Origin of the sequence: Nostoc sp. JL33, from assembly GCF_017114985.1 — a bacterium.
Taxonomy (GTDB): domain Bacteria; phylum Cyanobacteriota; class Cyanobacteriia; order Cyanobacteriales; family Nostocaceae; genus Nostoc.
On record NZ_JABXKP010000026.1, the window covers coordinates 85,240 to 108,214 of the forward strand.

Annotated in this window: 19 protein-coding genes; 10 read left to right on the top strand and 9 right to left on the bottom strand. The window is 43.1% G+C overall.

The genetic code is table 11. The features are described 5' to 3' along the window. Nucleotides 1-119 precede the first annotated feature (119 nt). From HWQ23_RS06300 to HWQ23_RS06310, 3 genes are all read right to left on the bottom strand, one after another. Nucleotides 120-1,301, bottom strand: coding sequence for an acyl-CoA dehydrogenase family protein (locus HWQ23_RS06300; RefSeq protein ID WP_292825110.1), 1,182 nt, complete (start codon nt 1,299-1,301; stop codon nt 120-122). 280 nt (nt 1,302-1,581) lie between these two features. Further along, nucleotides 1,582-3,063 carry an amidohydrolase family protein gene (locus HWQ23_RS06305; RefSeq protein WP_292825113.1) on the bottom strand — a complete coding sequence of 494 codons (1,482 nt, stop codon included), beginning with the start codon at nt 3,061-3,063 and terminating at the stop codon, nt 1,582-1,584. A 104-nt stretch (nt 3,064-3,167) separates the two neighbouring features. Continuing rightward, nucleotides 3,168-4,652 carry an amidohydrolase family protein gene (locus tag HWQ23_RS06310; RefSeq protein ID WP_292825116.1) on the bottom strand — a complete coding sequence of 495 codons (1,485 nt, stop codon included), beginning with the start codon at nt 4,650-4,652 and terminating at the stop codon, nt 3,168-3,170. Between the two features lie 42 nt (nt 4,653-4,694). On the opposite strand from HWQ23_RS06310, the gene HWQ23_RS06315 reads away from it, so the two are divergent. After that, a complete protein-coding gene (locus tag HWQ23_RS06315) occupies nt 4,695-5,198 on the top strand; it encodes a hypothetical protein (protein WP_292825119.1) in 504 nt (167 codons plus the stop codon). Here the strand turns inward: HWQ23_RS06315 and HWQ23_RS06320 are convergent. The 4 genes from HWQ23_RS06320 to HWQ23_RS06335 form a co-directional block, all read right to left on the bottom strand. After that, the gene (locus HWQ23_RS06320; RefSeq protein ID WP_292825122.1) at nt 5,175-6,176 is read right to left on the bottom strand and encodes an ABC transporter substrate-binding protein; all 1,002 of its coding nucleotides are present in this window, start codon (nt 6,174-6,176) and stop codon (nt 5,175-5,177) included. The two genes, HWQ23_RS06315 and HWQ23_RS06320, sit on opposite strands and share 24 nt — an antisense overlap. A 250-nt stretch (nt 6,177-6,426) precedes the next feature. Continuing rightward, entirely contained in the window at nt 6,427-6,756 is a 330-nt protein-coding gene (locus tag HWQ23_RS06325; RefSeq protein WP_292825125.1) for a 4Fe-4S binding protein, read from the bottom strand. Then, nucleotides 6,753-8,399: an FAD-dependent oxidoreductase gene (locus HWQ23_RS06330; protein ID WP_292825128.1), complete on the bottom strand. Its 1,647-nt coding sequence runs from the start codon at nt 8,397-8,399 to the stop codon at nt 6,753-6,755. Before HWQ23_RS06330 ends, HWQ23_RS06325 begins: the two co-directional genes overlap by 4 nt. 537 nt (nt 8,400-8,936) lie before the next feature. After that, complete coding sequence (locus HWQ23_RS06335) at nt 8,937-10,751, bottom strand: iron uptake porin (protein ID WP_292825131.1); 1,815 nt, start codon at nt 10,749-10,751, stop codon at nt 8,937-8,939. Between the two features lie 909 nt (nt 10,752-11,660). On the opposite strand from HWQ23_RS06335, the gene ssuD reads away from it, so the two are divergent. The 6 genes from ssuD to HWQ23_RS06365 all read left to right on the top strand — a co-directional run bounded on the left by ssuD (nt 11,661) and on the right by HWQ23_RS06365 (nt 17,750). Further along, nucleotides 11,661-12,872, top strand: coding sequence for an alkanesulfonate monooxygenase (gene ssuD, locus HWQ23_RS06340; protein ID WP_292825134.1), 1,212 nt, complete (start codon nt 11,661-11,663; stop codon nt 12,870-12,872). Between the two features lie 122 nt (nt 12,873-12,994). Continuing rightward, the gene (locus tag HWQ23_RS06345) at nt 12,995-13,819 is read left to right on the top strand and encodes an ABC transporter permease subunit (RefSeq protein WP_292825137.1); all 825 of its coding nucleotides are present in this window, start codon (nt 12,995-12,997) and stop codon (nt 13,817-13,819) included. A 142-nt stretch (nt 13,820-13,961) separates the two neighbouring features. Next, nucleotides 13,962-14,732 carry an ATP-binding cassette domain-containing protein gene (locus tag HWQ23_RS06350; RefSeq protein ID WP_292825140.1) on the top strand — a complete coding sequence of 257 codons (771 nt, stop codon included), beginning with the start codon at nt 13,962-13,964 and terminating at the stop codon, nt 14,730-14,732. A 406-nt stretch (nt 14,733-15,138) separates the two neighbouring features. Further along, nucleotides 15,139-15,642 (top strand): GNAT family N-acetyltransferase, encoded by a 504-nt coding sequence (locus HWQ23_RS06355; protein ID WP_292825143.1) that lies wholly within the window; start codon nt 15,139-15,141, stop codon nt 15,640-15,642. A 121-nt stretch (nt 15,643-15,763) separates the two neighbouring features. Further along, the gene (locus tag HWQ23_RS06360; RefSeq protein WP_292825145.1) at nt 15,764-16,711 is read left to right on the top strand and encodes a D-2-hydroxyacid dehydrogenase; all 948 of its coding nucleotides are present in this window, start codon (nt 15,764-15,766) and stop codon (nt 16,709-16,711) included. A gap of 88 nt (nt 16,712-16,799) precedes the next feature. Continuing rightward, on the top strand, nt 16,800-17,750 hold the full coding sequence (locus tag HWQ23_RS06365; protein WP_292825148.1) for a D-2-hydroxyacid dehydrogenase: 951 nt from the start codon (nt 16,800-16,802) through the stop codon (nt 17,748-17,750). A 244-nt stretch (nt 17,751-17,994) separates the two neighbouring features. Here HWQ23_RS06365 and HWQ23_RS06370 read toward each other — a convergent pair whose 3' ends face one another. After that, nucleotides 17,995-19,191 carry an acyl-CoA dehydrogenase family protein gene (locus tag HWQ23_RS06370; protein WP_292825151.1) on the bottom strand — a complete coding sequence of 399 codons (1,197 nt, stop codon included), beginning with the start codon at nt 19,189-19,191 and terminating at the stop codon, nt 17,995-17,997. A gap of 258 nt (nt 19,192-19,449) precedes the next feature. Then, on the bottom strand, nt 19,450-21,084 hold the full coding sequence (locus tag HWQ23_RS06375; protein WP_292825154.1) for a mechanosensitive ion channel family protein: 1,635 nt from the start codon (nt 21,082-21,084) through the stop codon (nt 19,450-19,452). 331 nt (nt 21,085-21,415) lie between these two features. On the opposite strand from HWQ23_RS06375, the gene HWQ23_RS06380 reads away from it, so the two are divergent. The 3 genes from HWQ23_RS06380 to HWQ23_RS06390 all read left to right on the top strand — a co-directional run bounded on the left by HWQ23_RS06380 (nt 21,416) and on the right by HWQ23_RS06390 (nt 22,939). After that, the gene (locus tag HWQ23_RS06380; protein WP_292825157.1) at nt 21,416-21,541 is read left to right on the top strand and encodes a hypothetical protein; all 126 of its coding nucleotides are present in this window, start codon (nt 21,416-21,418) and stop codon (nt 21,539-21,541) included. A 76-nt stretch (nt 21,542-21,617) separates the two neighbouring features. After that, a complete protein-coding gene (locus tag HWQ23_RS06385) occupies nt 21,618-21,797 on the top strand; it encodes an adenylate/guanylate cyclase domain-containing protein (protein ID WP_472850386.1) in 180 nt (59 codons plus the stop codon). A gap of 833 nt (nt 21,798-22,630) precedes the next feature. Further along, nucleotides 22,631-22,939 (top strand): hypothetical protein, encoded by a 309-nt coding sequence (locus HWQ23_RS06390; protein ID WP_292825163.1) that lies wholly within the window; start codon nt 22,631-22,633, stop codon nt 22,937-22,939. Nucleotides 22,940-22,975 lie beyond the last annotated feature (36 nt).

Genomic DNA, 22,975 nt, shown 5'->3' on the forward strand with positions numbered 1-22,975 from the left:
AGGTGGAGATTAAAGAACACCCACCCTACAAGACAGCGAGTAGACAGCTTAAATGTTGGGCATTGGGCATGGGGTATTGGGCATTGTTTATCCCCCTCATCTCCCTCATCTCCTTGTCGCTAAGAATATTGCGTGATAACGGGTGGCTGATCGTTGAGTACCCAATCACCGATCGCACGCAATTTGTAATCCACAGGATCGTGCAGGGTAAAGGTTCGTAAATCTCGCCAGTAACGATCAAATCCATATTTAGTTGCTGTGGCGCGAGTTCCTGTAACTTCAAAGATGCGGTTGGTAATATCTATACCTACACGGGTCGCTAATGCCTTGGCTGCGGAAACTGCGATCGCAACTTCTCCCCTTTCTTGATGAGTCAGCGATACATCCTTTTCCCATGCTGCTTGTACCTTCTCGGCTGCTTTGTCGGCTAGAGCGATCGCAGCTTGAATTTCAATCCAAAAATCACCGTAATGATGCAGAATATATGGGTCTTCAGTCGCACTATCTACCCCTGATGTAATCCACGGTTGAGTAGTAGTTTTAGTGTACTCACGAGCGGCGGCGAAGGCTCCTTTAGTAATTCCTAGATAAACGTTGGTTTTTGTTAGCTGGGCAATAATGCCAAGAAAAGTTGAGAAGGCGCTATCAGGAGGATTTGGTGGCCCTAAAATCTCATCTTTCTCTACTAAGACATTGTTAAATGTATAACTACCGCTATCAGTGCGACGTTGCCCAATATTGTCCCAATCTTGATTGGAAACTAACCCTTCCCTCTCTTTGGGAATTATGAAGATGAAAGGCAATTCTACACCATCTTCCAAAGCGGAGAATACCCGGAAATCGGCAACGGAAATACCTGTACCAAAGCTTTTAACACCATTAACCCGAAAATTCTCGCCTTCTGGATTAATTTTTAGCCTAGTATCCCGCGTATTAATCGCATTTGCCCAAAATAAGTTTTTCTTAGCAGTTTCTCTATAATATTTTTCCTTTTGGGCTGGCGTGCCGGAAACGTGACCCAAAGCCGTCAAATTGAGATGATTACCATACAACTGACCAATTGAACCATCTGCTTTTGACAGTTTTCTAACAATTTTTAAAGCATCAATCCAAGTTGCACCAATGCCACCATATTGCTTAGGTATAACCAGTGGTAGCAGTCCACTTTCACGCAGTTTATTAATTTCCTCTTCTGGAACTCCAGCTTTAGCATCCCGTTCAACTGCGGATTGAGCCAGTTCCTTGGATAGAGAAACTGCTACATCAATGTAGTCCTTTGGTTTTGTAATTTCTAGCACCATAATCAAATCATCCTTTTAGGGATTTCCAAGAAATAAATTATCCAACGAACCGCAGAGACGCAGAGAACACAGAGGGAAGAGAAATAGAGAGAATTTTTGCGTCAGTTTTAGGATATTTTTTCAACTCTTATTTCTCTGTGTCCTCTGCGTCTGGAGCGGTTCGTTATTTAAGAGAAATGTAGAGTGGGTAAGACCCACGCTACAAGTGAACAGAGGAAATGGAACATGGAACGTTGTAATTGTCATTAGTCTTTTGTCCTTTGAAAATGACTAATGACAGTTATTTTTTAGCCGCCAAATATTCGTTTGCGGCTTTCTCAACACCTGTACCCTTGAAGAAGTCTTGATTGAGACTGGTGTACAACTCCAAAGGATGGATTGAGAGGAAGTAGCGGAGGTCTTCTTCGGTAATGATTTCGTGTTCTGCCATTGAGTAGGCGTTGGCAGTAACGGCGGTGATATCTGGCACATCCCAGTGACCGGAATCGGAACCTAAGAAGGCTTTAACGCGATCGCCAAAGGGATTAGCTGCACGATTAAAAGCTTGGCTCACACGGGTATCGTCTGATTCTGTACCGAAGTAGAAATGATTCAAGAAGCGATCGCGCACATCTTCTGGTTTCTCTATTCCTGCTAGCTCAAATTCGTCGAGTTCGCCTGGATCTTCTGGAGCCAATAGTTGATGGTGGAATCCTAAACCATCACCAATCTTATCTAAGCGTCCATCGACAAGTTCGCCACCGTAGCGGGTGTACAACTCTACTAGCGCTTCCTTATCGATAATCGCAGGATTGTTATTTGTCAACAAATGTTGTTTGTTGCGGGTTTCCCAGTGCCAAATAATATCAGCGTAGAGACTAGCACCCCAAGCTGAACCACCTTCTAAGAAGGCAAACTTTAATTGTGGGAAGCGGCGAGTCACTCCACCGAAGAACAGCGATTTGCATAATGCTTCGGCTGCAAAGGCAAAGTGATTAATGTGATTATATTGGGCGTTGGTGACAGATCGCTGAGTTGTCCAACCTTGGCTAGAAGCGTGAGTTGTGGGTACAACTTTCAGTTCTACGCACTTAGCCCAGAATGGATCGTAATCATACTCGCTATCTAAGCCAAAGTTATCAATCCAAACCACTTCGTTAGCGACTTCTTTGCCATACTTCTCAAAGGCAGGAATTGGACGACGGACGTAACCGGGGATTTGAATCGCTTTGAGTCCGAGAACATTCACCGCATATTCCAACTCTTCAATCCCTTCTTCGGGAGTGTGGAGGGGAATGGCGGCGATGGGTGTTAAGCGATCGCTATAAGGGCGGAAAATGTCAGCATGGTAGGTGTTAACTGCTCGACATACAGCCCGCCGCATTTCTTCATTACCGATATTCGGAGCCATCGTTGCCAAGTTGGGGTACACAACGGCAAAGTCTGTACCTGCTTCTTGCAAGCGCTCATGCAGCAACTTCGGCAAGCTAATGGTAGCCAAATTCAAAGTATTTTTTGTCGGACGACCCCACCAGTTAGGGCGATTGGTGCGATAAGCAAAACGTTCTTCCCAACTTTGCTTGTACCACTTAAAACGGGAAGATCCTGGTAAATTCTCTTTGAAACGTTCGACAAGTGCAGTTCCACCAACTTGCTCTAAATAATCCAAGACTGCTGGTTCAAATTCCTGGGTATGTACATCAGTGTCAATGATCGGATAACCAAGCTTTTCCCGAATTTGAGCAGACCTAGTTTTTTGTGGGCGGTCTAAAGCGATCGTCATAATAGTTTACCCTCATCAAATGTTTATAGGCATTGGCAAAGACCCGATAATCCTTTGTAGAGACGGCGATTTATCGCGTCTCTTACCTTGATTTATCGCGTCTCTTACCTTAATTTCCCAGCCAAAAATTCATCTGCGGTTTTCTCCACAGCCGTACCCTTAAAAAAGTCACGATTCAGGCTGGTATACAACTCCAAGGGATGAATTGACAGGAAATATTGCAAATCTTCTTCGGTAATAATCTTGCGTTCAACCATTGAATAGGTATTAGCAGCGATCGCAGTTATATCAGGTACATCCCAGTGCCCAGAATCGGAACCCAAAAATGCTTTAACACGCTCCCCATAAGGATTAGCTTTACGGTTAAAGGCTTGAGCTACACGGGTATCATCTGATTCTGTCCCAAAATAGAAGTGATTCAAGAAGCGATCGCGGATATCCTCTGGCTTCGTTACTCCTGCTAGGGCGAATTCATCTAAATCACCTGGCTCTAGGGGAGATAATAACTCAGCGTGGAAACCTAAACCGCTACCTAGTTGATCCAAACGACCATGTACTAATTCGCCACCATAACGGGTATAAAGTTCTAGCAGTTCTTCGCGATCGATATTGGCGGGATTGTTGTTTTCCACCATATGGTCTTTGTTGCGGGTATCCCAGTGCCAAATCAAATCGGTGTACAAACTAGCACCCCAAGCTGCACCTCCTTCTAAAAAGGCAAACTTGAGTGTGGGGAAGCGGTGAGTTACACCACCAAAGAATAGAGATTTACACAGTGCTTCCGCAGCCGATGCAAAGTGACCAATATGGTTGTATTGGTAATTGCTAATGGAACGCCGATTGATCCAGCCCATACCGGAAGAGTGGGTGGTGGGTACAACTTTCAGTTCTACGCACTTCGCCCAGAAGGGATCGTAATCATACTTACTATCCAAGCCAAAGGTGTCAATCCAGATGGCTTCATTGGCTACTTCTTCGCCATATTTCTCGAAGGCGGGAATCGGGCGGCGGATATGTCCAGGGATTTGAATTGCTTTGAGTCCCAGTACTTTCACCGCGTATTCCAACTCTTCGATCGCCTCTTCGGGCGTATTCATGGGAATAGCAGCAATCGGTGTTAAGCGATCGCTATAAGGACGGAAAATATCAGCGTGGTAAGTGTTAGCTGTACGGCAAACAGCCCGCCGCATTTCTTCATTACCGATGTGTGGCGCCATCGTTGCCAAGTTGGGGTACACAACGGCAAAGTCTGTACCGGCTTCTTGTAAGCGTTCGTGCAACAACTTTGGCAAACTAACGGTAGCTAAATTTAAAGCATCATTAGTAGGACGAGTCCAGAAGGGAGGGCGGGCGGTGCGGTTAGCGCGACGTTCATCCCAAGATTGCTTAAACCATTTAGAGCGAGATGCACCGGGTAAGTGTTCTTGGAAACGCTCTGCGATCGCAGTTCCAGCAACTTGCTCTAAATAGTCCAAGAATGCTGGGGGAAACTCTTGGGTATGTACATCGGTGTCAATGATCGGATAACCCAGTTTTTCCCGAATTTGAGCAGACTTAGTTTTTTGTGGACGGTCTAGTGCAATAGTCATAGCATTTTACCTGGAGTTTTCAAATGGATTGGGGAGTGGGGAGTGGGGAGACTAAGCCGCTTAACACTGGGCGGGAGGACAGATAAATCTACTTGCTCTGTACATCAAGGAATTATTGATCAGGAGGGAAGTTGGAAGCCTTTGAGCCTGGGAGTTGAGCCTTTGAGCTTGGGAGTTGAGCCTTTGAGCTTGGGAGTTGAGCCTCTGAGCTTGGAAGTTGAGCCTTTGAGCTTGGAAGTTGAGCCTTTGAGCTTGGAAGTTGAGCCTTTTAGTTTGGAAGTTGCACCTTTGAGCCTGGGAGTTGCACCTTTGAGCCTGGGAGTTGCACCTTTGAGCCTGGGAGTTGCACCTTTTAGCTTGGAAGTTGCACCTTTTAGCCTGGGAGTTGCACCTTTTACCCTGGGAGTTGCACTTTTGAAAGACTTGATTACAAAAATCTGTTTTTCTTGCTCAGAAAAGTTACTGATTCCCGCCTTTTCTGCTCCCTCATCCCCCCACTCCCCACTCCCCACTCCCCACTCCCTATTTCTCAACCCAATCAGTTAATTTAAAGTCCGACTTTGCCAAACCCTGCGAGACTAAAAATTTCTTTGTCCCCTCTAAAAGTTTCACGCCCTCATCTGGTAATGGTTCTTCTGATATCTGTTTGAGTGGTAACGATACTTTGATAATATCGAGGGGATATTTAGTAATTTGGGCGTGATACTGATAATATTCTTCAGAATTAGCTTTTAAATCCTTGGCTGCTTCTGTGAGAATTCCATTAAATTTCTTTGGAAAATCAGGTTGTTTCGCCAGAAAGCTTTCGGTCGCTACAACTAATGATGTCCCTGACAAACCTTTATGATTCGCCGAAGAATCAATCACTGGAAACCCTTGTGATTTCAGAAAAGGCCCCAGATCACTTGAAGTTGCATAAGCAGCTACATCACCACGTTCTAAAGCCGCTTTTGCCTCAGTAGTCATCAAGTGGACAACTTTTACATCTTTGGCAATTTTAGCTTCAGCTAACAGACCCAACAGGTATCGATGCATATAAGAGCCTTTTTGGGTAGCTATTTTCTGACCTTTAAGTTCAGCCAGCGATCGCGGGCCATTCTTTTTCGCCACTAACCAGGCGGTTGTATTAAACTGAGTAATCCGCAGCAGTCGGGTTTCAACACCCCTAGCTCTCAAAACTATGGCTGGTGTATCGCCTAAAGAACCAACATCTAATTGACCTGCGACAAGTGCCTCATTTAGATCCGGCCCGTTAGGAAACCGTGCAAAAGTAACGTCTTTAAACCCAGATTTTTGCAACTCACGATCTAAAATTCCCTTTTTCTTTGCCCAACCAAGTGGCCCTGTAGGTTCTGAAGTACCTACATAACCTATTCGTAGGGTAGAAATGTTGTTAGATGCAGCTACAGCAGTAGCACTCTTGGCATTAATCGATTCAGCAGATTTAGTTTCCCCTTGGCTACATGCTGTAGTCAGTAGGAGCAGGACACAAGCCGCTGAGGTTGATAATCTCGTACTAGACATAAGGTATCTAGGGCGTGTTTTCAAACCTCTCATTAAGCAACCTAGCCTTTGAAGATCCCCCCAACCCCCCTTAAAAAGGCTTGCTCTAAGAATTTCTTTTCCCCCCTTTTTAAGGGGGGTTAGGGGGGATCTTCGAGTTTTAAAACAGTCACTAGACTCAAAATCCCTAACTTTTCTAGGACTACGTTCTGCTTCCTGCTTCTTGCCTCCTGCCTTCTTTAATGCCAGCATGACTATTTTCTCCGCCGTACTATTTCATCTGCTTCAGAATTTGGAATGTTTGATCGGCTTTTGCTGTTGAGGTGCGTTTATGTCCCCAACCAACGTTTTCACGGTAACTACCCAGTAGCCCAACTTCTATTAATTCTGCCTCGTTGACTGAAGTCTTCATATCGCTTTCTGGTGCAACATAGAGAGCATCAACTGGACAATACAATTCGCACATATAACAGGTTTGGCAGTCACTCTGTCGGGCAATGGTTGGCGGCGCATCTGGCACACGGTCAAACACGTTGGTTGGACAAATATTCACGCAGATATTACATTCTATGCACCGCGACTCGCTGACCAACTCAATCACACTGCCACCCCTATTTTAGATTTTGGATTTTGGATTTTCGATTGGGAAATATCTTCTGCATTCAGTAGCGGCTGACTTTTCACCCAGACTTGATCTAATCCGCCACTAATCAGGTGATGTTGCTGTTTTGCATCAAGTTCTGGATAATCTAGGTGTCTGTGCATACCACGAGTTTCTTTACGTTCAATCGCGCTGCTGTACATCCACCGCGCTGTGGCTACCATTGCCGCAGCTTCTCGCGCCCGGATTAGCTCTTTTTCTGATGTTACCTGGCTACTGCGGAGTTCTTGCCAAAGATGATTTAACCTACCCAAAGACTCAGTTAAGCCTTGTTCTGTACGGAAATAATTCTTTTCGTAGGGGAATACTTCAGCTTGGACTGCCTGAATCACTTCATCAGTTGCCAAGGTTTGAGAGCGATCGCTCCCACTCTGTAATACTACCTCTCCAACACCCTTAACTTGTCGTTGAGTTTTGTGTTCTCCCAAACTGCGAGTATATTCAGCAGCCGATTTCCCCGACCAATAGCCAGAAGATATTGCCCAAGCCGCATTGTGACTACCACCACCAGTAAATCCGCCACAAATCAGTTCGCGTGTGGCGGCATCTCCAGCCGCGTAGAGTCCCCGTACAGAACTGGCACAACTTTCATCGACAATCCGAATTCCTCCCGTACCGCGCACAGTTCCCTCTAGGCGCAGAGTTACAGGAAAACGTTGGGTAAATGGATCAATACCTGCACGGTCAAAGGGTAAAAAGAAGTTGGGCTGTGCTAAACGCATAGATGCCCGCATCGATTCCGCCGCTTTGTCTATGATGGCGTAAACTGGCTGTTGCAGTAATGTCTGGGCAATTACTGAACGTCTATGAGAACTTGCCCCTGGAATTACAGTACCGTCTTCGTAGGTGAAAGTTGCCCAATTATAGAACAGGGTTTTGGTAACTGAAGAAAAAGCGGGGGAGATGCCATAGGCATTGGAAAATTCCATACCCGACATCTCGGCACCAGCTTCAGCAGCCATTAAATAACCATCCCCTGTTAGGACGTTGCATCCTAACGCTTTACTTAGAAACGCACAGCCACCGGTTGCGATAATTGTGGACTGCGATCGCACTAGCCATTTCTCCCCAGTTTGACGATTCACACCTGATGCACCAGCAACAGCACCATCGTCATCAACTAGTAATTCTAAGGCGGGGCTGTTGTCTAAAATCTTCACTCCTGCCCGTTGAATTTGCCGCCGCATCAGCCGCATATATTCCGGCCCTTGCAGCGATCGCCGATAGGGTTTTCCTTCATCGTCGGTAGGGAAGGGATAACCCCATTCTGCTAACTGATTAACGTTGACATAAGTCTGATTCAGTACCCGATCCATCCAGTTGCGATCGGATAAAAACCCACCCAACGATTCCCGACTTGCCTTTGCTGTTTCTCGTGCTTCTGGGTCAGGTGGCACATACCACACACCATTACCAGATGCAGCAGCGCATCCAGTTGTGCCACAATATCCTTTGTCTACAAGAATCACCCTAGATCCACTTGATGCAGCACTCCATGCCGCCCAAGTTCCTGCTGGCCCACCTCCAATCACAAGCACATCTGCTTGGAGGTCTTCAAAATCGGTTGTTAACGTCTTCAGCATCTACAATTTCCCTCCATCGATAAAGTCTTAAGCATCAAGTCTTCACCCCATCGATGCTGCAAAATATTTAGAAACCTGTTTGCCTATCTACTTGACGGCTTACTAGTTGCCTTAAATTGTGGCTCCTTAAGACAGGTTGCCACCAGATTGGCATCCAATAACTACTTTATCTTGACCGATAAACCGTAGTTTATACCATAACAAAGCTTTTCACAATTTTCCAGAAAAAGCAAGCATTTTAGCAAACAAATTCAAACGTAAATTTATGTAAAATAATTTGTCTTGTCTTTCCAAATAGGCTTGCTCTTTACAGCCTTTTATGCAGCCTATCCAATGTGAGTACAAAAAATACTTTATTTCGATAGACTTTAGTACTAACCCTTTCAATGTGGCGAAATTTTTGGACAATAATTCCTCTTTTCTCTGTGTTCTCTGCGCCTAATAAGGTTAGATAAAACTATTTTTTGTGGGGCGGGCATCTTGCCCGCCCCACAAGTAGTAGTAATTTATTTGTTGGAAGTCCCTTACCGTAATTTCTTAAAACCTAAAGAGAGTACGAACCCAAGCAAATAAACTATCAGGATTGCTGGCATTAGAGTCCGGTGCAGTAATCCAGATCAAACCCGGCGTAATCTCAATATTATCTCCGATTTTATATTGGTAGAATGCCTCAATGTGCAGGGAAGTATCTTTGTCCGCTTGTCCGGCACCTGCTCCCAAATCTACACTCTTACTGAGACTGATCATTTTCGGCTCCATACCAACTAAAACCGCCCCTAGAGCACCTTCCTGAAAAAGATCCGGGAATGCCAGCCCTACCGCCCAATCCATCGCTTCCCCATCTCCGCGTCCCAAATAGCGGTGTGCTGCATAACTTACCCACCCATTGATTGCCAACTTGGGATTAATTTGATAGAACGCCTGTAGACCATAAAGGTTGCCCACAGTTCCCGCTCCAGCCACGGTACTGTTTACCAGGTTGCTCCCGACTGCTGGGCCGAAATTTGTTCCACTAAAACCTATAGTATTTGCTGGGCTATAGGTATTAACGTAAGTTGCCGCCACCCGAAAATTTCTATTAGAAGAGTAGTATATTAACTGTGCTAAAGCTAAATACCTGCCTGTAAATAAGCCATTATTGAGTGTGGGATTGTTACCGTTTGGTGCGCTGTATGCTAGCCCTAATTGAACCTGTTTGCCTAGTCCCTGGAGTATGGCAATTCCGGGGCCGCTATCTCCATAGTTATAGACCAAAGACCGCCGTGAAAATCGTGAAATCCCATTAGCGCCAGTTGCGGAAGAGGATTCAAAATATGGGTTAATCGGGCCAGAAAGACCTATCTCACTAGCTCCATCAGACAGGGCATAAATGTTGACTTGGGTATTTGGATAAGGTAGAAACCGATAGCGGACACCACCGAGAATAATCTGATTGCGTGCAAAAGTAATACTGGCGTTATCAGCAGTTCTCCCCTCATAAGTTCCCAATAATCCAGCTCTTGTTTGTCCCAATGATTCAATATTTCCACCTGAGAGTGTTATACCTAGTGAATCTTTACCGTTAAAACTGGTGTTTAGCCGTAAAGAAGTTAAACCTTGAAGTGTGGGATTGTGAGGTGCGGGTGTCTTGGTGACGACGTTATTGCCCGCCAGAACTGAGCCAAGAACAATCTGCGCTCGACCAATAAGTTTGGTTGTGGTCGAAAACTGAGTTGCTTCTAACTTCGCACTTCGCGTTTCTAAGGTATCTAAGCGTCCCCGAAGTTGAGCAAGTTCTGGAGAAAATTGTTCTTGTAACTTTTTGATGGTATCCAAGTCTTCCCGTTTGACTAAATCTGTCGTTGAAGTTGCTATTAGTTCATTGAGGCGATTTAAAGCTGCATTCAACCCAGCTGCAAATTCATAGCGTGTTAGAGGACGATTCCCTTTAAATGTGCCATCTGTATATCCTGTAATTACACCGTAGCGCTCAACTAGAGACTGTAATGCTTGAAATGCCCAATCTGTCGGCTTAATATCTGACAGTTGTGAGACGGATGTCACTTGCCCTGCTACATTATTTGGAGCTTTTTTACTAGTTGGCGGTGCAACTTCCAACAATTGCGATACAGGTGTCACTTGCCCTGTGACATTATTTGTAGCTTTTTTACTACTTAACGGTGCAATTGAAGTTTCTACTGTTTGATTGACAACTGCTTCTGGAGCTTTTTTCACTTCTATTTGGGCAGGAGATGCATCAGATTTAGGCAGTTCAGCCTGACTTTTTGCCGGATAAAAAACCAGGATAATTAGAATATCTAGCAACGAAAGCAGGAACATTAGGCATCTATAATTCCAGCGAAAATTCGACATGACTCCTCAACTCCTCAACCTTAATGATGAATAAATTAGCTCTAAGCTGTACAGATAAACCAGGGGAAATACTTGATGCAATGTCGCTGCTAAACCATTAGGTAATAGACTTTGCAAAGGTTTCAGTAGTGGGAAAAGTACAAATCTCCGATAAATATCGAAACCAGTACTAAGCAGCGCACGCTATGTGAACTGACACTTCTGAGACATTCTTTGAAATCCTGTTTTTATTGGTTATAACAAAGTTAATCAATGGTTACTGACATTGACTAAAGCTTGATTTGGATTCAATTTATTATCTGCAAATGAACATTAGCTGAACGCAATAAATTGTAATCAGCTATATTTGACAGCATCAATTGTTAGTCAAATACGATAACTCGATAGAAATACCGTACTTTGGGTAGAATTATCTTTGCATAGAGCTTGGTACAATGCAAGACCCCTGTTTGTTCATGAGGTAAAAATATGTCAAAATCATTGGGTAAGTCAACTCAGCCAACCGCGATCGCTTAGTGTGGCGTAGGCGATCGCCACAGATAGTCAGTCGGTGGACGAAGAGAAGTCTGGGCGGATCGCAGGGTTTCCTCCGATCTGGATTTTTCAGCTTCCTTAAATCCAAACTTTTCCAGACAAAGCGTCCTTATTTCAATCCCCTAGATTTATCTATGGAGTTACTCAGCGCTCCTGAAATGTGGTTTACTGGGTGAAAACTTGTATTTTCCAACACAGTCATTCCGTTACAATAGTGTCAAAATTGATGACTAAGGGGTTAGTTGTTCAGGCAGTCATTTTTTACTAATGGTTAAATTAGGCTTGATTTTTATGTAATATCAAGTAGAATTTTGACTATCAACTACGGTAATTGGGTCGGAGAATCGTAGATTTTAACCTCATACCCTGGTAAACATGCAAATTCTCTGGTTTATTCCTACTGGATCTCATGACGGACGCTATTTAGGTACAGATATTGGCTCTCGTGTTGCCACACCTGATTATTTGCAGCAAATTGCCCAAGCTGTAGATAATTTGGGCTACACGGGCGCATTGTTACCCACAGGGAGTTCTTGTGAAGATGCTTGGATTACCGCCGCCGCTTTTATATCTGTCACCAAACAGATGAAATTTCTCGTGGCAATTCGCCCAGGAATTACTTCCCCAGGTGCGGCTGCACGGATGGCAGCAACATTTGACCGAATTTCTAAAGGAAGATTGTTGATTAATGTGGTGACAGGTGGCGATCCGGTACAACTTGCTGGGGATGGTTTGCATCTTAGCCATGACGATCGCTATGATTTAACCGATGAATTTCTCAGTGTTTGGCGGGGTATTGTCAGTGGGGAAACAGTCGATTTTAAAGGAAACTACCTCGATATCAAAGGCGGTAAACTCTTATTTCCACCAGTTCAAAAACCCTATCCACCCTTGTGGTTTGGTGGCTCATCTGCTGCTGCCAAGCGGGTTGCAGCCAAACACATTGATGTTTACTTGACGTGGGGCGAACCACCACAGCAAGTAGCCCAAAAGATTGCTGAAGTTCGGCAACTAGCGGCCCAACAAGGTAGAACAATACGTTTTGGGATTCGCTTGCATGTAATTGTGCGAGAAACCGAATCTGCTGCTTGGGATGCTGCCAATGAGCTAATTAAGTATGTGGATGAGGATGCGATGCCTTCTCTACGAGACGCTACGCGAACGGCGAGCTTCTCTACGAGACGCTCCGCGAACGCTAACGCCAAAGCTCAGAAAGATTTGGCTAGTTCTGATTCTGAAGGGCAACGGCACATGAGTCAACTACATAGTGGTAGTCGAAAAACCTTAGAAATTAGCCCCAATCTGTGGACAGGAATTGGATTGGTGCGGGGTGGTGCTGGTACAGCCCTAGTTGGAGATCCCGACACCGTTGCCGCTAGGATGCTGGAATATCGCAATTTGGGCATAGAAACTTTCGTTTTATCAGGATATCCCCATTTAGAAGAAGCCTATCGCACTGCTGAATTATTATTTCCACGCTTACCTTTGCAGAGCGAACCTGCACCTTTAACGCCACCAGTCTTGAGTCCGGTTGGCGAAATCGTCACTAATGAAAAATTTGCTAAACAACTAACGAGTGCCTCATGACTAATTCGTAATTTCTAATTCGTAATTGAAAAGCAAATTACTAATTAAGAACTAAGAATTACGAATTATGTTAACGAAGCTTCTAGATTCATCCTTTGAAACAATCTAAAATCCAGAATTCGATGACTATTACCCTTAAACACACCAAAAGCAACAATAATATATCCCTGAGCCAGGTGTTAGAAAACCCGCAACTCCAGAAAATAGTTCCTTGGATTGTGCCTATTACGGTATTAGTTCTTTGGGAACTTGCTTCCCGAACTGGTCTACTTTCAATTAGGATTTTACCAGCCCCTAGTGGCGTAGTTGCTACAGCGATTAAGCTTGGGTCAACTGGAGAACTGTTTCAAAATATAGGAATTAGTGCTGGGCGGGCGATATCTGGTTTTATAGTTGGTGGCAGCATTGGGTTCGGCTTGGGATTGCTCAATGGTTTTTCCCGTGTAGCCGAAAAATTGTTGGATAGTTCTTTGCAAATGCTCCGCACTATCCCTAATTTGGCATTAATTCCGCTAGTGATTCTCTGGTTTGGTATTGGCGATCAAGCGAGATTATTTTTAGTATCTATGGGGGTATTTTTCCCGTTATATCTCAATACATTTCATGGCATCCGCAGTGTTGACCCTGGCCTGATTGAGATGGGAAAAGTATATGGATTAAAAGCACCACAACTTCTCTGGCAAATCATTTTTCCAGGAGCCTTGTCTTCGATTCTCGTTGGTGTCCGTTTTTCCTTGGGGATTATGTGGCTGACGTTAATTGTGGCAGAAACGATCGCAGCAGATTCCGGTCTTGGTTATATGGCAATGAATGCCCGTGAGTTTATGCAAACCGATGTTGTGGTCTTGAGTATTGTGATTTATGCATTGCTGGGTAAATTAGCAGATGCTGTAGCCAGAGGATTAGAAACAAAATTCTTGGCTTGGAACCCCAATTATCAAAAGTGATAAATGCCAAAATTAGCAAAGTCAAAAAGTTAAAATTATGATTTTAACTTTTGACTTATATTTATTTTGAGTGCGATTTGTTTTCTTCAACGTCTGAGCAAATAATTAAATTCCGCTTGTCCTAAAAAAGGAGATTTTGCAAGTGAGTCCTAATGTACAGGGTACACAACTAAGTATTTTGGATTTGACGAAGGCTTTTGACAAAAAAACTGTTTTAAAATCAGTAAATTTAGAAGTCGCAGCAGGTGAGTTTGTGGCTATTGTCGGACGCAGTGGTTGCGGGAAGAGTACCTTATTGCGTCTTGTGTCAGGATTGGATAAAGCAACTTCAGGCGGAATACTACTGAATGGAGAACCACTGCGTAGACTTAGCCGCTCTGTGACAGTAATGTTTCAAGACTCCCGCTTGCTGCCTTGGAAGCGCGTTGTTCAGAACGTGGGATTGGGCTTAGAAGGCGATTGGCGTGAAAAAGCTTTGTGGGCACTCAATAAAGTCGGACTCAAAGATAGGGCTGATGAGTGGCCATATGTTTTATCTGGTGGACAACGGCAACGGGTATCATTGGCAAGAGCGTTAGTTAGTCAGCCCCGTTTGTTGTTGCTAGATGAACCTTTGGGAGCATTGGATGCTCTAACTCGCCTAGAGATGCAGCACTTGATTGAGAATTTATGGCAAGAGCGAAAATTTACTGCGTTTTTGGTTACTCACGACGTGGAAGAGGCTGTGGCATTGGCAGACCGAGTGATATTGATTGAAGAAGGACAGATTACTCTAGACCTACCTGTGAGACTTTCACGCCCGCGAGATAGAAGCAGCGAAGTGTTTGTTAATATCAGAGAAGCAGTCTTAAAGCGAGTCATGAGCAATGAAGCTACTCAGGCAAATAACCAATTGTTGCAGTTGAGTAGTTGAGATTTAGCTTTTGTTAGTTGATTAACATAATGCTTGAGGTAGCTGCGGTAAATAGGCTACTTCGAGATTAAAACTTCCTCTGAAAAAGCAGCTATAGCAATCGTAAATTTTTTATGAACACTCAAAATACTTCTTAACTCTCCCCTCTGCGGATCTGGGCGATTTTTTCTATATTCATGACCTAGATAAACTAGAACATAATAATTATTAATTTATATCGCTTTATTGAAAATAAACAGTAAATATCTATTAAGTAGAGCGGTGTGAATAATTCAAGGTTTGTAGTGAGGGCTTCAGCCATCATTTGAGGACTTTAGTCCTCACTACGAACTAATCTCAAGATTTTTTACATTACTTAATCTAGTTTGATTTATTCTCACCGACTTACTTATTTATATTTAATCTAATGATAATTAGAAAATTAACAAAGTATGATGCAGAAGATTATAGACAGATCAGATTAGAAGCTTTATATAAAAATCCAGATTCATTTGGCACAACGTATCATGAAGAAGAAATTAAGACGATAGAACAATTTCGGGATAGAATACCAGTAGATAACAATAACTTTATTTTAGCCTGCTCTGAGGATAAAGAGTTAATTGGAATAGTCGGACTTCAGCAAGAATCAAGAATAAAACTCAGGCATAAAGCATATATCAGTAGTATGTATGTTCAACAAGAATATCGAGGAAAAGGTATAGGTAAATTATTACTAAATCAATTAATTGAAAGAGCAAAAGCTATTAACGAGGTAGAAATATTATTACTTGATATTGTTAAAAGTAATTTCTTAGCAAAACAGCTTTATTTATCATTGGGCTTTCAAATATATGGAATAGAGAAAATGGCGTATAAATTTAATAATCAATATTTTGATCTGGAGTTTATGTGTTTACAGATTAAATAAAAATATCTGACTTCTTATTAAATATATTAATTTATGCCAAGAAAAAATGGCACTTAATTTTTTGTTCAAACAGAGACACTTTCCAAAAATAGCCCTGTAAAGAAAGAAGAGGTAATCTACAATGAAGCTGATTTTGCCGCTTGATCTCGTTGCTGATATTGAGCCTCATCTACCGCCTGATACAGAAGTTGTCAGGGTAGATGTTGAAGGGAATTTAGACGGGGATGCTAGCGATGCTGAAGTTTATTTCAGTTGGTTTTTATCTAGAAGTCCGACGCTGCATAAAATAATAGAAGCAGCACCTGCACTGCGTTGGCATCATGCACCAAATGCAGGGGTAAATCACATCCTGACATCAACTTATTTGCAAAGAGATATTATTCTCACAAATGGGGCTGGAGTGCATGGAATTCCGATCGCAGAATTTGTGATCACTTATATACTGGCTCATGCCAAACACCTACAGGAATTGTATGCTTTACAAGCAGAACGTCACTGGAAAAGAGGCTTTGCCATCCAAGAGTTGACAGATGCAACCTTGCTAATTATTGGCGCTGGTGGTATTGGTCAAGAAATTGCTGCCCGTGCTAAACCCTTCGGCTTAAAAATTATTGGCAGTCGGCGTCATCCCCAAGAGCTACCAAATTTTGATAAAGTAGTGGGTGCTGATGAATGGCGATCGCTCCTACCAGGGGTTGATTATGTAGTTATTGCGACACCACTAACTCCAGAAACCAAAGAATTTATTGATGAATCTGTATTGCGATCGCTCCCAAAACATGCTTACCTAATTAATATTGCTCGCGGTGGCGTAGTCGATGAATCAGCATTAATAAAAGCTCTTACAGAAGGTTGGATTGCAGGTGCAGCATTAGACACAGTTAACTCAGAACCACTACCATCAGAAAGTCCTTTGTGGTCACTTCCTAACATCTTTATCACACCTCATACTTCCGGGCATTCACCAAAAAGTAAACAGCGTTCAATAGCTCTATTTATCGACAATCTGAAGCGTTACCAAGCTGGTCAGCCGTTACGAAATGTAGTAGACAAAAACGCAGGATACTAAACTATTCAAAATTCAAAATCCAAAATGAAGAGGTGTTGTGGCTTGGGTTGCAAAATCCAAAATCCAAAATTGAATTAGGGAGTAGAAAATGGTGAAACTAATTTTACCCGATCATCTGATTGCTGATATTGAGCCACACCTACCATCTGATATAGATGTTGTGGAGGTGGATAGTGAAGGAAATCTTGATGGTGATGCCAGTGATGCAGAAGTTTATGTCAACGGATTTTACCTGAAAACTTCTACCCTTGACAAAGTACTGACAGCAGCACCCAGGCTGCGTTGGCAACACACGCCGAGTGCTGGCGTGAATCATATCCTGACGCCAACTTTTTTGCAAAAGGATATTATCCTCACTAATGGCGCAGGGGTTCACGCAATTCCAATTTCGGAATTTGTACTGGCATTCATGCTCTATCACGCCAAGAATCTGCGGAAATTACAAACTTTGCAGGATGAACACACTTGGGTAAGAGGAGTGTTTCTCGAAGAGTTGGCAGACGCGACTTTATTAATTCTCGGCACTGGGAATATAGGTAAAGCGATCGCATCTCGCGCCAAAGCCTTTGGAGTTACAGTTTGGGGTAGTCGCCGCCATCCCGAACCCCTAGCGAATTTTGACAAAGTTGTGGGTGCTGATGAATGGCGCTCGCTTCTCCCCGCAGCCGACTATGTAGTTATTGCTACACCATTAACTCCAGAAACTAAAGGCTTGATCGATGAAACTGCATTGCGCTCTATGCGTGAATCTGCTTACCTAATTAACATCGCTCGTGGTGCGATCGTGGATGAAGCTGCATTGCTCACCGCACTACGTGAGGGATGGATTGCGGGTGCTGGATTAGATACAGTGGCTACAGAACCTCTGCCACCAGAAAGCCCCTTGTGGTCGTTGCCAAACGCCTTTATCACACCCCATTGTTCAGCCCTTTCACCACGGCTCAAAGAGCGCATAGCACAACTGTTTATCGACAATTTCAAACGCTACCAAACCGATCAGCCCTTGCGGAATGTTGTAGACAAGCAAGCAGGATACTAAGCAATTTCAAATATGGGGCATTGGACATTGGAAACAGACAAGGAAGAAACTTATTCAATAGACCTCTTGCAAAAGTCCCTAACACCCCACCCCCAACCCATAAGAGCAAGCGGGGAGGGGAGCGTTTGCGTAAGCAAATGCGGGGTGGGGTTCTTTATTTTTGATTTATGCAACAGGTCAAATAATTCTCCCTCATCTTTCCTCATCTCCCTCATCTCCCCCTGCCCTTACCGCCAGTCTCTAATCACTTGACTTTCAGCACCGACTTGCCTAACGACTCGCAAATAACATCATTTTGCGGTGTATGGATACGGCTACATAGAACGTCACGGTAGTGTCGCTCTAAAGGATTCCTTTTTAATAGACCAGGATTACCAGTTAATTCTAAGGCAATCTCCACAGCACGAATCGAGTTAGTTGTGGTGAGATATTTAACAGCTTGTACCTGTAATCCTACGTTATGTTCATAGTCGCCCTTGTGAATATCTTCAGCCAAGCTATAAATCAATCTATTGTTAGCAAACAGCAGTGCTTCTATCTCACCCACGGCAGTTTGGAAGCGTGGCAGAGTTGCCAGTGGCGCTTTGAGATTAGAAGGCGATCGCTCCCAAAGATATTTTACAAGCCAGTCTCGCGCACTAGTAGCAACACCGAGATATAAAGCACTCACTGTCAAACTGCCCCAAGTGGAAATCAGAGGATCAAAGGATGGCGCAGCAGATATAGGGCTGATATTCAGGGCATACTCTCTTGGGATTAATACATTCTCCAAAATCAGATCGTGGCTGCCTGTAGCTCTCATCCCCAAGTGATCCCAGGTTTCGACAATTTGCAAACCGGGCAGATCGCGCGGAACTAGAAAACTCCCAACTTGTGGTTCATCCTCAGTTGTCCGTGCCCAAACAACAAAGTAGCTGAGGATGGGACTACCCGTGGTGTATTGCTTATGTCCTGTTAAACGCCAACCCTCTGTTGTCCGCTCGGCAATTGTGGCAGGCAATCCGCCTCTAGCTGGCGTTCCTAACTCAGGTTCGACACGGGCAGCATTGAGCAGGGCAATACCTTGAATCGATTCACGACACAGCCGTTTATATACTTCTGGATGCCAGCGACGGCTACGGGCTGCATGGGCATGTTGGAGATAGTGCATTGTCAGTACTAGTGCGGTTGAAGCATCGCCACGCGCTATCCCTTCAATCACCCGACAGATAGTTGGCAGCCCCAAATCTTGACCACCGAATTCGCGGGGAATGGTGAGGCTGAGTAATCCTGCCTTATGCAAAGCTGTAAAATTCTCGAAGGGAAAGGAAGCATCTTTGTCGTGTGCCCCTGCACGGGTGGCAAAGTCTTTGGACAGAGCCTCAACCCGATCGAAAATATTGGGGATTTCTAAGCCTTTGGCTACAAAGGTGTCTGGCACTGCTTGCTCCAACTGTGACATAAATACTCCTGCAAAACTCACTTTACTACGACTCAATTCCATCCTGCGAAAAGTTGAGGTTTGTGCAAACTTGAGATGCTTCCATCGGAGTTAAGCGATCGCAACTACTTGTAGCCTAAACCCTACTTTCTTTTCTTCCTCAGCATCTGACCTCAAACTCAAGTCTTCTGGTGATCGTTTAAAATACTACTTTAAGTCGCTCGGAATTTAGTAATTATGACACAAACAGCTTTCTAAGAGCAAGCCAACCATCCGAATTTACCTTTGATTTTGACTGGGATTGATTGGATCTATGCGTTGTTTATTGTTTGACAATCGTTCAGACATTTGTATTAAGGCTAACTGCATTTCTGGCGTAAATTCCAACGTGCCAGAACGCAGATGTAAATCTAACTGAGGGAAGGGGATTTCAATTTGTCTTTGCTGTAATGCTTCATAGATATTGTAGTATAAATCACTTTTGAGCAAGAATTGTTTATTAGGTTCCGCAGTCCATACTAATAACTCAAAATTTAAAGTGTTATTGCCAAACTCTTTAAACAGTACAAGAGGAGAAGGAGTCTGCAATACATTCGGATGCTTAGAGGCTGCATCTAACAGAGCAGCTTGCACGGCTTGGGGATCTGAACTATAAGCAACGCCAACGGGGAGATGAAGGCGAGAAATCGGGTTGCGGTGGCTCCAGTTGATTACTTCTTTTTCTAAGAAGCGAGAGTTGGGTACAATGATTGAAACGTGGTCAAGAGTCCGAATTTCGGTACTTCTGCCACCTATTCGCTCGACAGTACCTGTATATTCCCCAACTTCTACAAAATCTCCAACCTGAATTGGACGCTCAAATACTAGTACTAAACCACTGCCAAAATTCTTAGCAATATCCTGTAAACCAAAGCCAATTCCAACGCTTAAAGCACTTGCTAAGATTGTCAAAGAGCTAATGTCAAGCCCCCAGATTTGTAGCAGTACCAGTGTGCCAATAAAAATCAGACCATATTTGAAAAGTATTATAATCGCTTCTTGAGCGCCACGATTGATTCCAGTAAAAGATAGAATGCGAGAACGTAAAAAATTGGTTAAAGTTCCAGCAAAGATAACTAAGCCGAATAACAAACCAATCAAAATTATTAATTCACTAAGAGAGTAAGGATTCTTTCCTAATGTCAGAATAGGTGAGGTGAAACTGGTGATCAAGATATTTGAAATTTGGTAGCTCCATTGACGAGTGAAAGGAAAGAGATTAGTGATATAAAGAATCGCACTTATCCAAAGTCCGATACGCATACTCGCCAACACTAATTTGAAAAATAATTCCAATACTTTAAGTGGTTCCGAATTAGATATCGCATTGCTAGTAGGAGTTAAGCGTTGTGATGCTACTCGGAAAGAGTGATGCTTAATCCATCCCAATAACCAAGTGAATCCAGCAGTTATGAGTAAAATTGCGACTGCTACAAAAGTTGTTTTTTGGAGATAGGTTCTAGTTCGCTCTAAGCGAGCTTCCTGTAACGCTTCTTCAATTTGCTGCATCCAAATGCTTGCCTGCTCATCAATTGTGCTACCTGGAACAGTATCTTGTTCTGTAACTGTTAACAGATAGCGGCCATTTAGCAAAATAATAGGTAGCTGGTTGCGTTTTTCAATTTTAACTTGAATAAATTCAGAAGTTTGAATCGCATTTTTTAGTTGTGAGTTGATTGATTTTGTCCGTTCTTGAGCGCTATACTGACCAGAATCGCTGATCTTAAAAAGCTCTTGCCCATCCAAAATAACCGGAGCTTTAGTTAATGCTTGAGCAACGACAGGAGTTAACCAGAGACACAAAACAAAAGTTAGTACTGCAATCAGAATATTGAAATATTTTGACGGCAGTCGCAAACGGTGAGAAGAACGCATTAGGATTCTAACAAGATAATTTTAATCAAGCTAATTAATATTAACTAGATTTTGTCACAACCAATTTTTTACCATAAAATAAAACCAATAGAAAGAATTTAATTTAGAGTTACATAACTGTTAACTAGCGACAAACCAAGGAAGCATTTATGCATTGTTGCAGTGCCACAGGCAAGCGTAGGCATAGCCCGCCGCAGGCTATATTTTGCACCTGCACACTTTCCCGCCAGAGAATAAATTCTCTGGCTAATAGCGTAAGTCCACGCTTAGTGGACTCCAATCCTTCCTTATTCAGTCTTCAATAGACAGACTTTAGCTATAAGCCTGGTGAATGAATTCACCAGGCGGTTGTTGGGACTGGTGCAAATTTGTAATTGTTGCGATCGCTCCAGAGGCAAATCATCCAGATTCCGATTCCTTGGCGATGTCTGCGCCCTTCCCCGGTAGCAGGATTTGAGAGAAAATATCAAAAGTATAATTACTCATGCATCTTCCGAGGGAAGCCAGTTAGCTGAAATATTTGGGGAATTGTAATTAATCCAGGCGAGGCGGTGGCGAGAAATGTTGGTTCTCAAAAACGCACTGAATATACAGTTATTGGCAGTCATGTTAATTTGGTTGCCCGAATTGAGTCTTATACAATGCGAGGACAGATTTTAATTTCCAAAAATACCTCGAAAGATACCAATCTTGACATTCAAATTGCTGGGTAATTACAAATAGAATCTAAGAGAGTGAAACACCCTGTAACAATTTGTCAAAATCGTGCTTTTCGCAGTCAATATAATTTATTCTTGACTAAAGATGATGAAAAAATAGCTATTCTCAATCAATAAGTCCCTGTAAAATACACCATTTTGCAGGGTAAATATGTAGTGGTAAGACTATTTCACGGGGCATTAGTTAGCCTCTTGGAAAAAAGGAGCGCAATTGCAAGCGCCACGTTCTTTATAACTCTTGAGTAATCTCAAACTCAAGTTGTTGATTGAACCAAAACTGCTACAGAACAAGAACACATCTAAGTAGAGCGGTGTGAATAATTCAAGGTTTGTAGTGAGGGCTTCAGCCATCATTTGAGGACTAAAGTCCTCACTACGAACTAATCTCAAGATTTTTTACATTACTTAATCTAGTTTGATTTATTCTCACCGACTTACTTATGCCAAAGTGATCCAACAATCTAATGTTGACGAGCATCGTTTTCTGCTGTTCCCCCAAAAGCGATCGCAGTTCTTAATGCACTCCGTCAGCCTAGATAAGGTTAGGACGTCAATTTTGAAATCGTAACAAAGAAAGGTGTATGTAAATACCGTCAACCGAAAAAGTAGGTAGTCTAGATTTTTTTAAAAAAGTAACAATTGTTGCTGATACAACCAGGCGATCGCGGTAAGATTTTGGACTTAAGCCTGATCTATCTCCAATAACTCCTAACTCTGACCGAATAATTAATAATTCGTAATTTCTGGTATAGAGCAACTAACTTGAGTTATGGAGATAAAAATATGATTTCTTCTAAAAATGAGATTCAATTACATCCAAAAGACAAATGACGAATCTAAACAACTTTCAAAGATTAGTAGAACTTGCAAATGATTATGGAATTATTTGCCAGCCAACACCAGAAGAATGCTTGATTGCATCCTTGCCTGGAGAGGATGATTTCTTATTAGCTTTTACTTGGTCTGGTACACTTGAAGGAGAGCCGCCAGAGCATGAGTTAATCGCAATTAGTGTACAGGATATAGTCAAAGAAGTTACCGTTGCAGCTTGGCAGATTCCTTTTTATTTATTCGGAAACGTTTTAAGGCAAGCTCAGATGCTTGTCGCTGCCCACAAAGATTTTGTTAGCAGTTAGCAGACAAGCCCTAGCTAAAAATTCCTATCCCTGTCC

Coding starts and splice junctions, on each gene's coding strand:
- HWQ23_RS06300 (WP_292825110.1), bottom strand. CDS start 1,301: ATGGTGCTAGAAATTACAAAACCAAAGGACTACATTGATGTAGCAGTT.
- HWQ23_RS06305 (WP_292825113.1), bottom strand. CDS start 3,063: ATGACGATCGCTTTAGACCGCCCACAAAAAACTAGGTCTGCTCAAATT.
- HWQ23_RS06310 (WP_292825116.1), bottom strand. CDS start 4,652: ATGACTATTGCACTAGACCGTCCACAAAAAACTAAGTCTGCTCAAATT.
- HWQ23_RS06320 (WP_292825122.1), bottom strand. CDS start 6,176: ATGTCTAGTACGAGATTATCAACCTCAGCGGCTTGTGTCCTGCTCCTA.
- HWQ23_RS06330 (WP_292825128.1), bottom strand. CDS start 8,399: ATGCTGAAGACGTTAACAACCGATTTTGAAGACCTCCAAGCAGATGTG.
- HWQ23_RS06335 (WP_292825131.1), bottom strand. CDS start 10,751: ATGTCGAATTTTCGCTGGAATTATAGATGCCTAATGTTCCTGCTTTCG.
- ssuD (WP_292825134.1), top strand. CDS start 11,661: ATGCAAATTCTCTGGTTTATTCCTACTGGATCTCATGACGGACGCTAT.
- HWQ23_RS06345 (WP_292825137.1), top strand. CDS start 12,995: ATGACTATTACCCTTAAACACACCAAAAGCAACAATAATATATCCCTG.
- HWQ23_RS06355 (WP_292825143.1), top strand. CDS start 15,139: ATGATAATTAGAAAATTAACAAAGTATGATGCAGAAGATTATAGACAG.
- HWQ23_RS06360 (WP_292825145.1), top strand. CDS start 15,764: ATGAAGCTGATTTTGCCGCTTGATCTCGTTGCTGATATTGAGCCTCAT.
- HWQ23_RS06365 (WP_292825148.1), top strand. CDS start 16,800: ATGGTGAAACTAATTTTACCCGATCATCTGATTGCTGATATTGAGCCA.
- HWQ23_RS06370 (WP_292825151.1), bottom strand. CDS start 19,191: ATGTCACAGTTGGAGCAAGCAGTGCCAGACACCTTTGTAGCCAAAGGC.
- HWQ23_RS06375 (WP_292825154.1), bottom strand. CDS start 21,084: ATGCGTTCTTCTCACCGTTTGCGACTGCCGTCAAAATATTTCAATATT.
- HWQ23_RS06380 (WP_292825157.1), top strand. CDS start 21,416: ATGAATTCACCAGGCGGTTGTTGGGACTGGTGCAAATTTGTAATTGTT.
- HWQ23_RS06390 (WP_292825163.1), top strand. CDS start 22,631: ATGACGAATCTAAACAACTTTCAAAGATTAGTAGAACTTGCAAATGAT.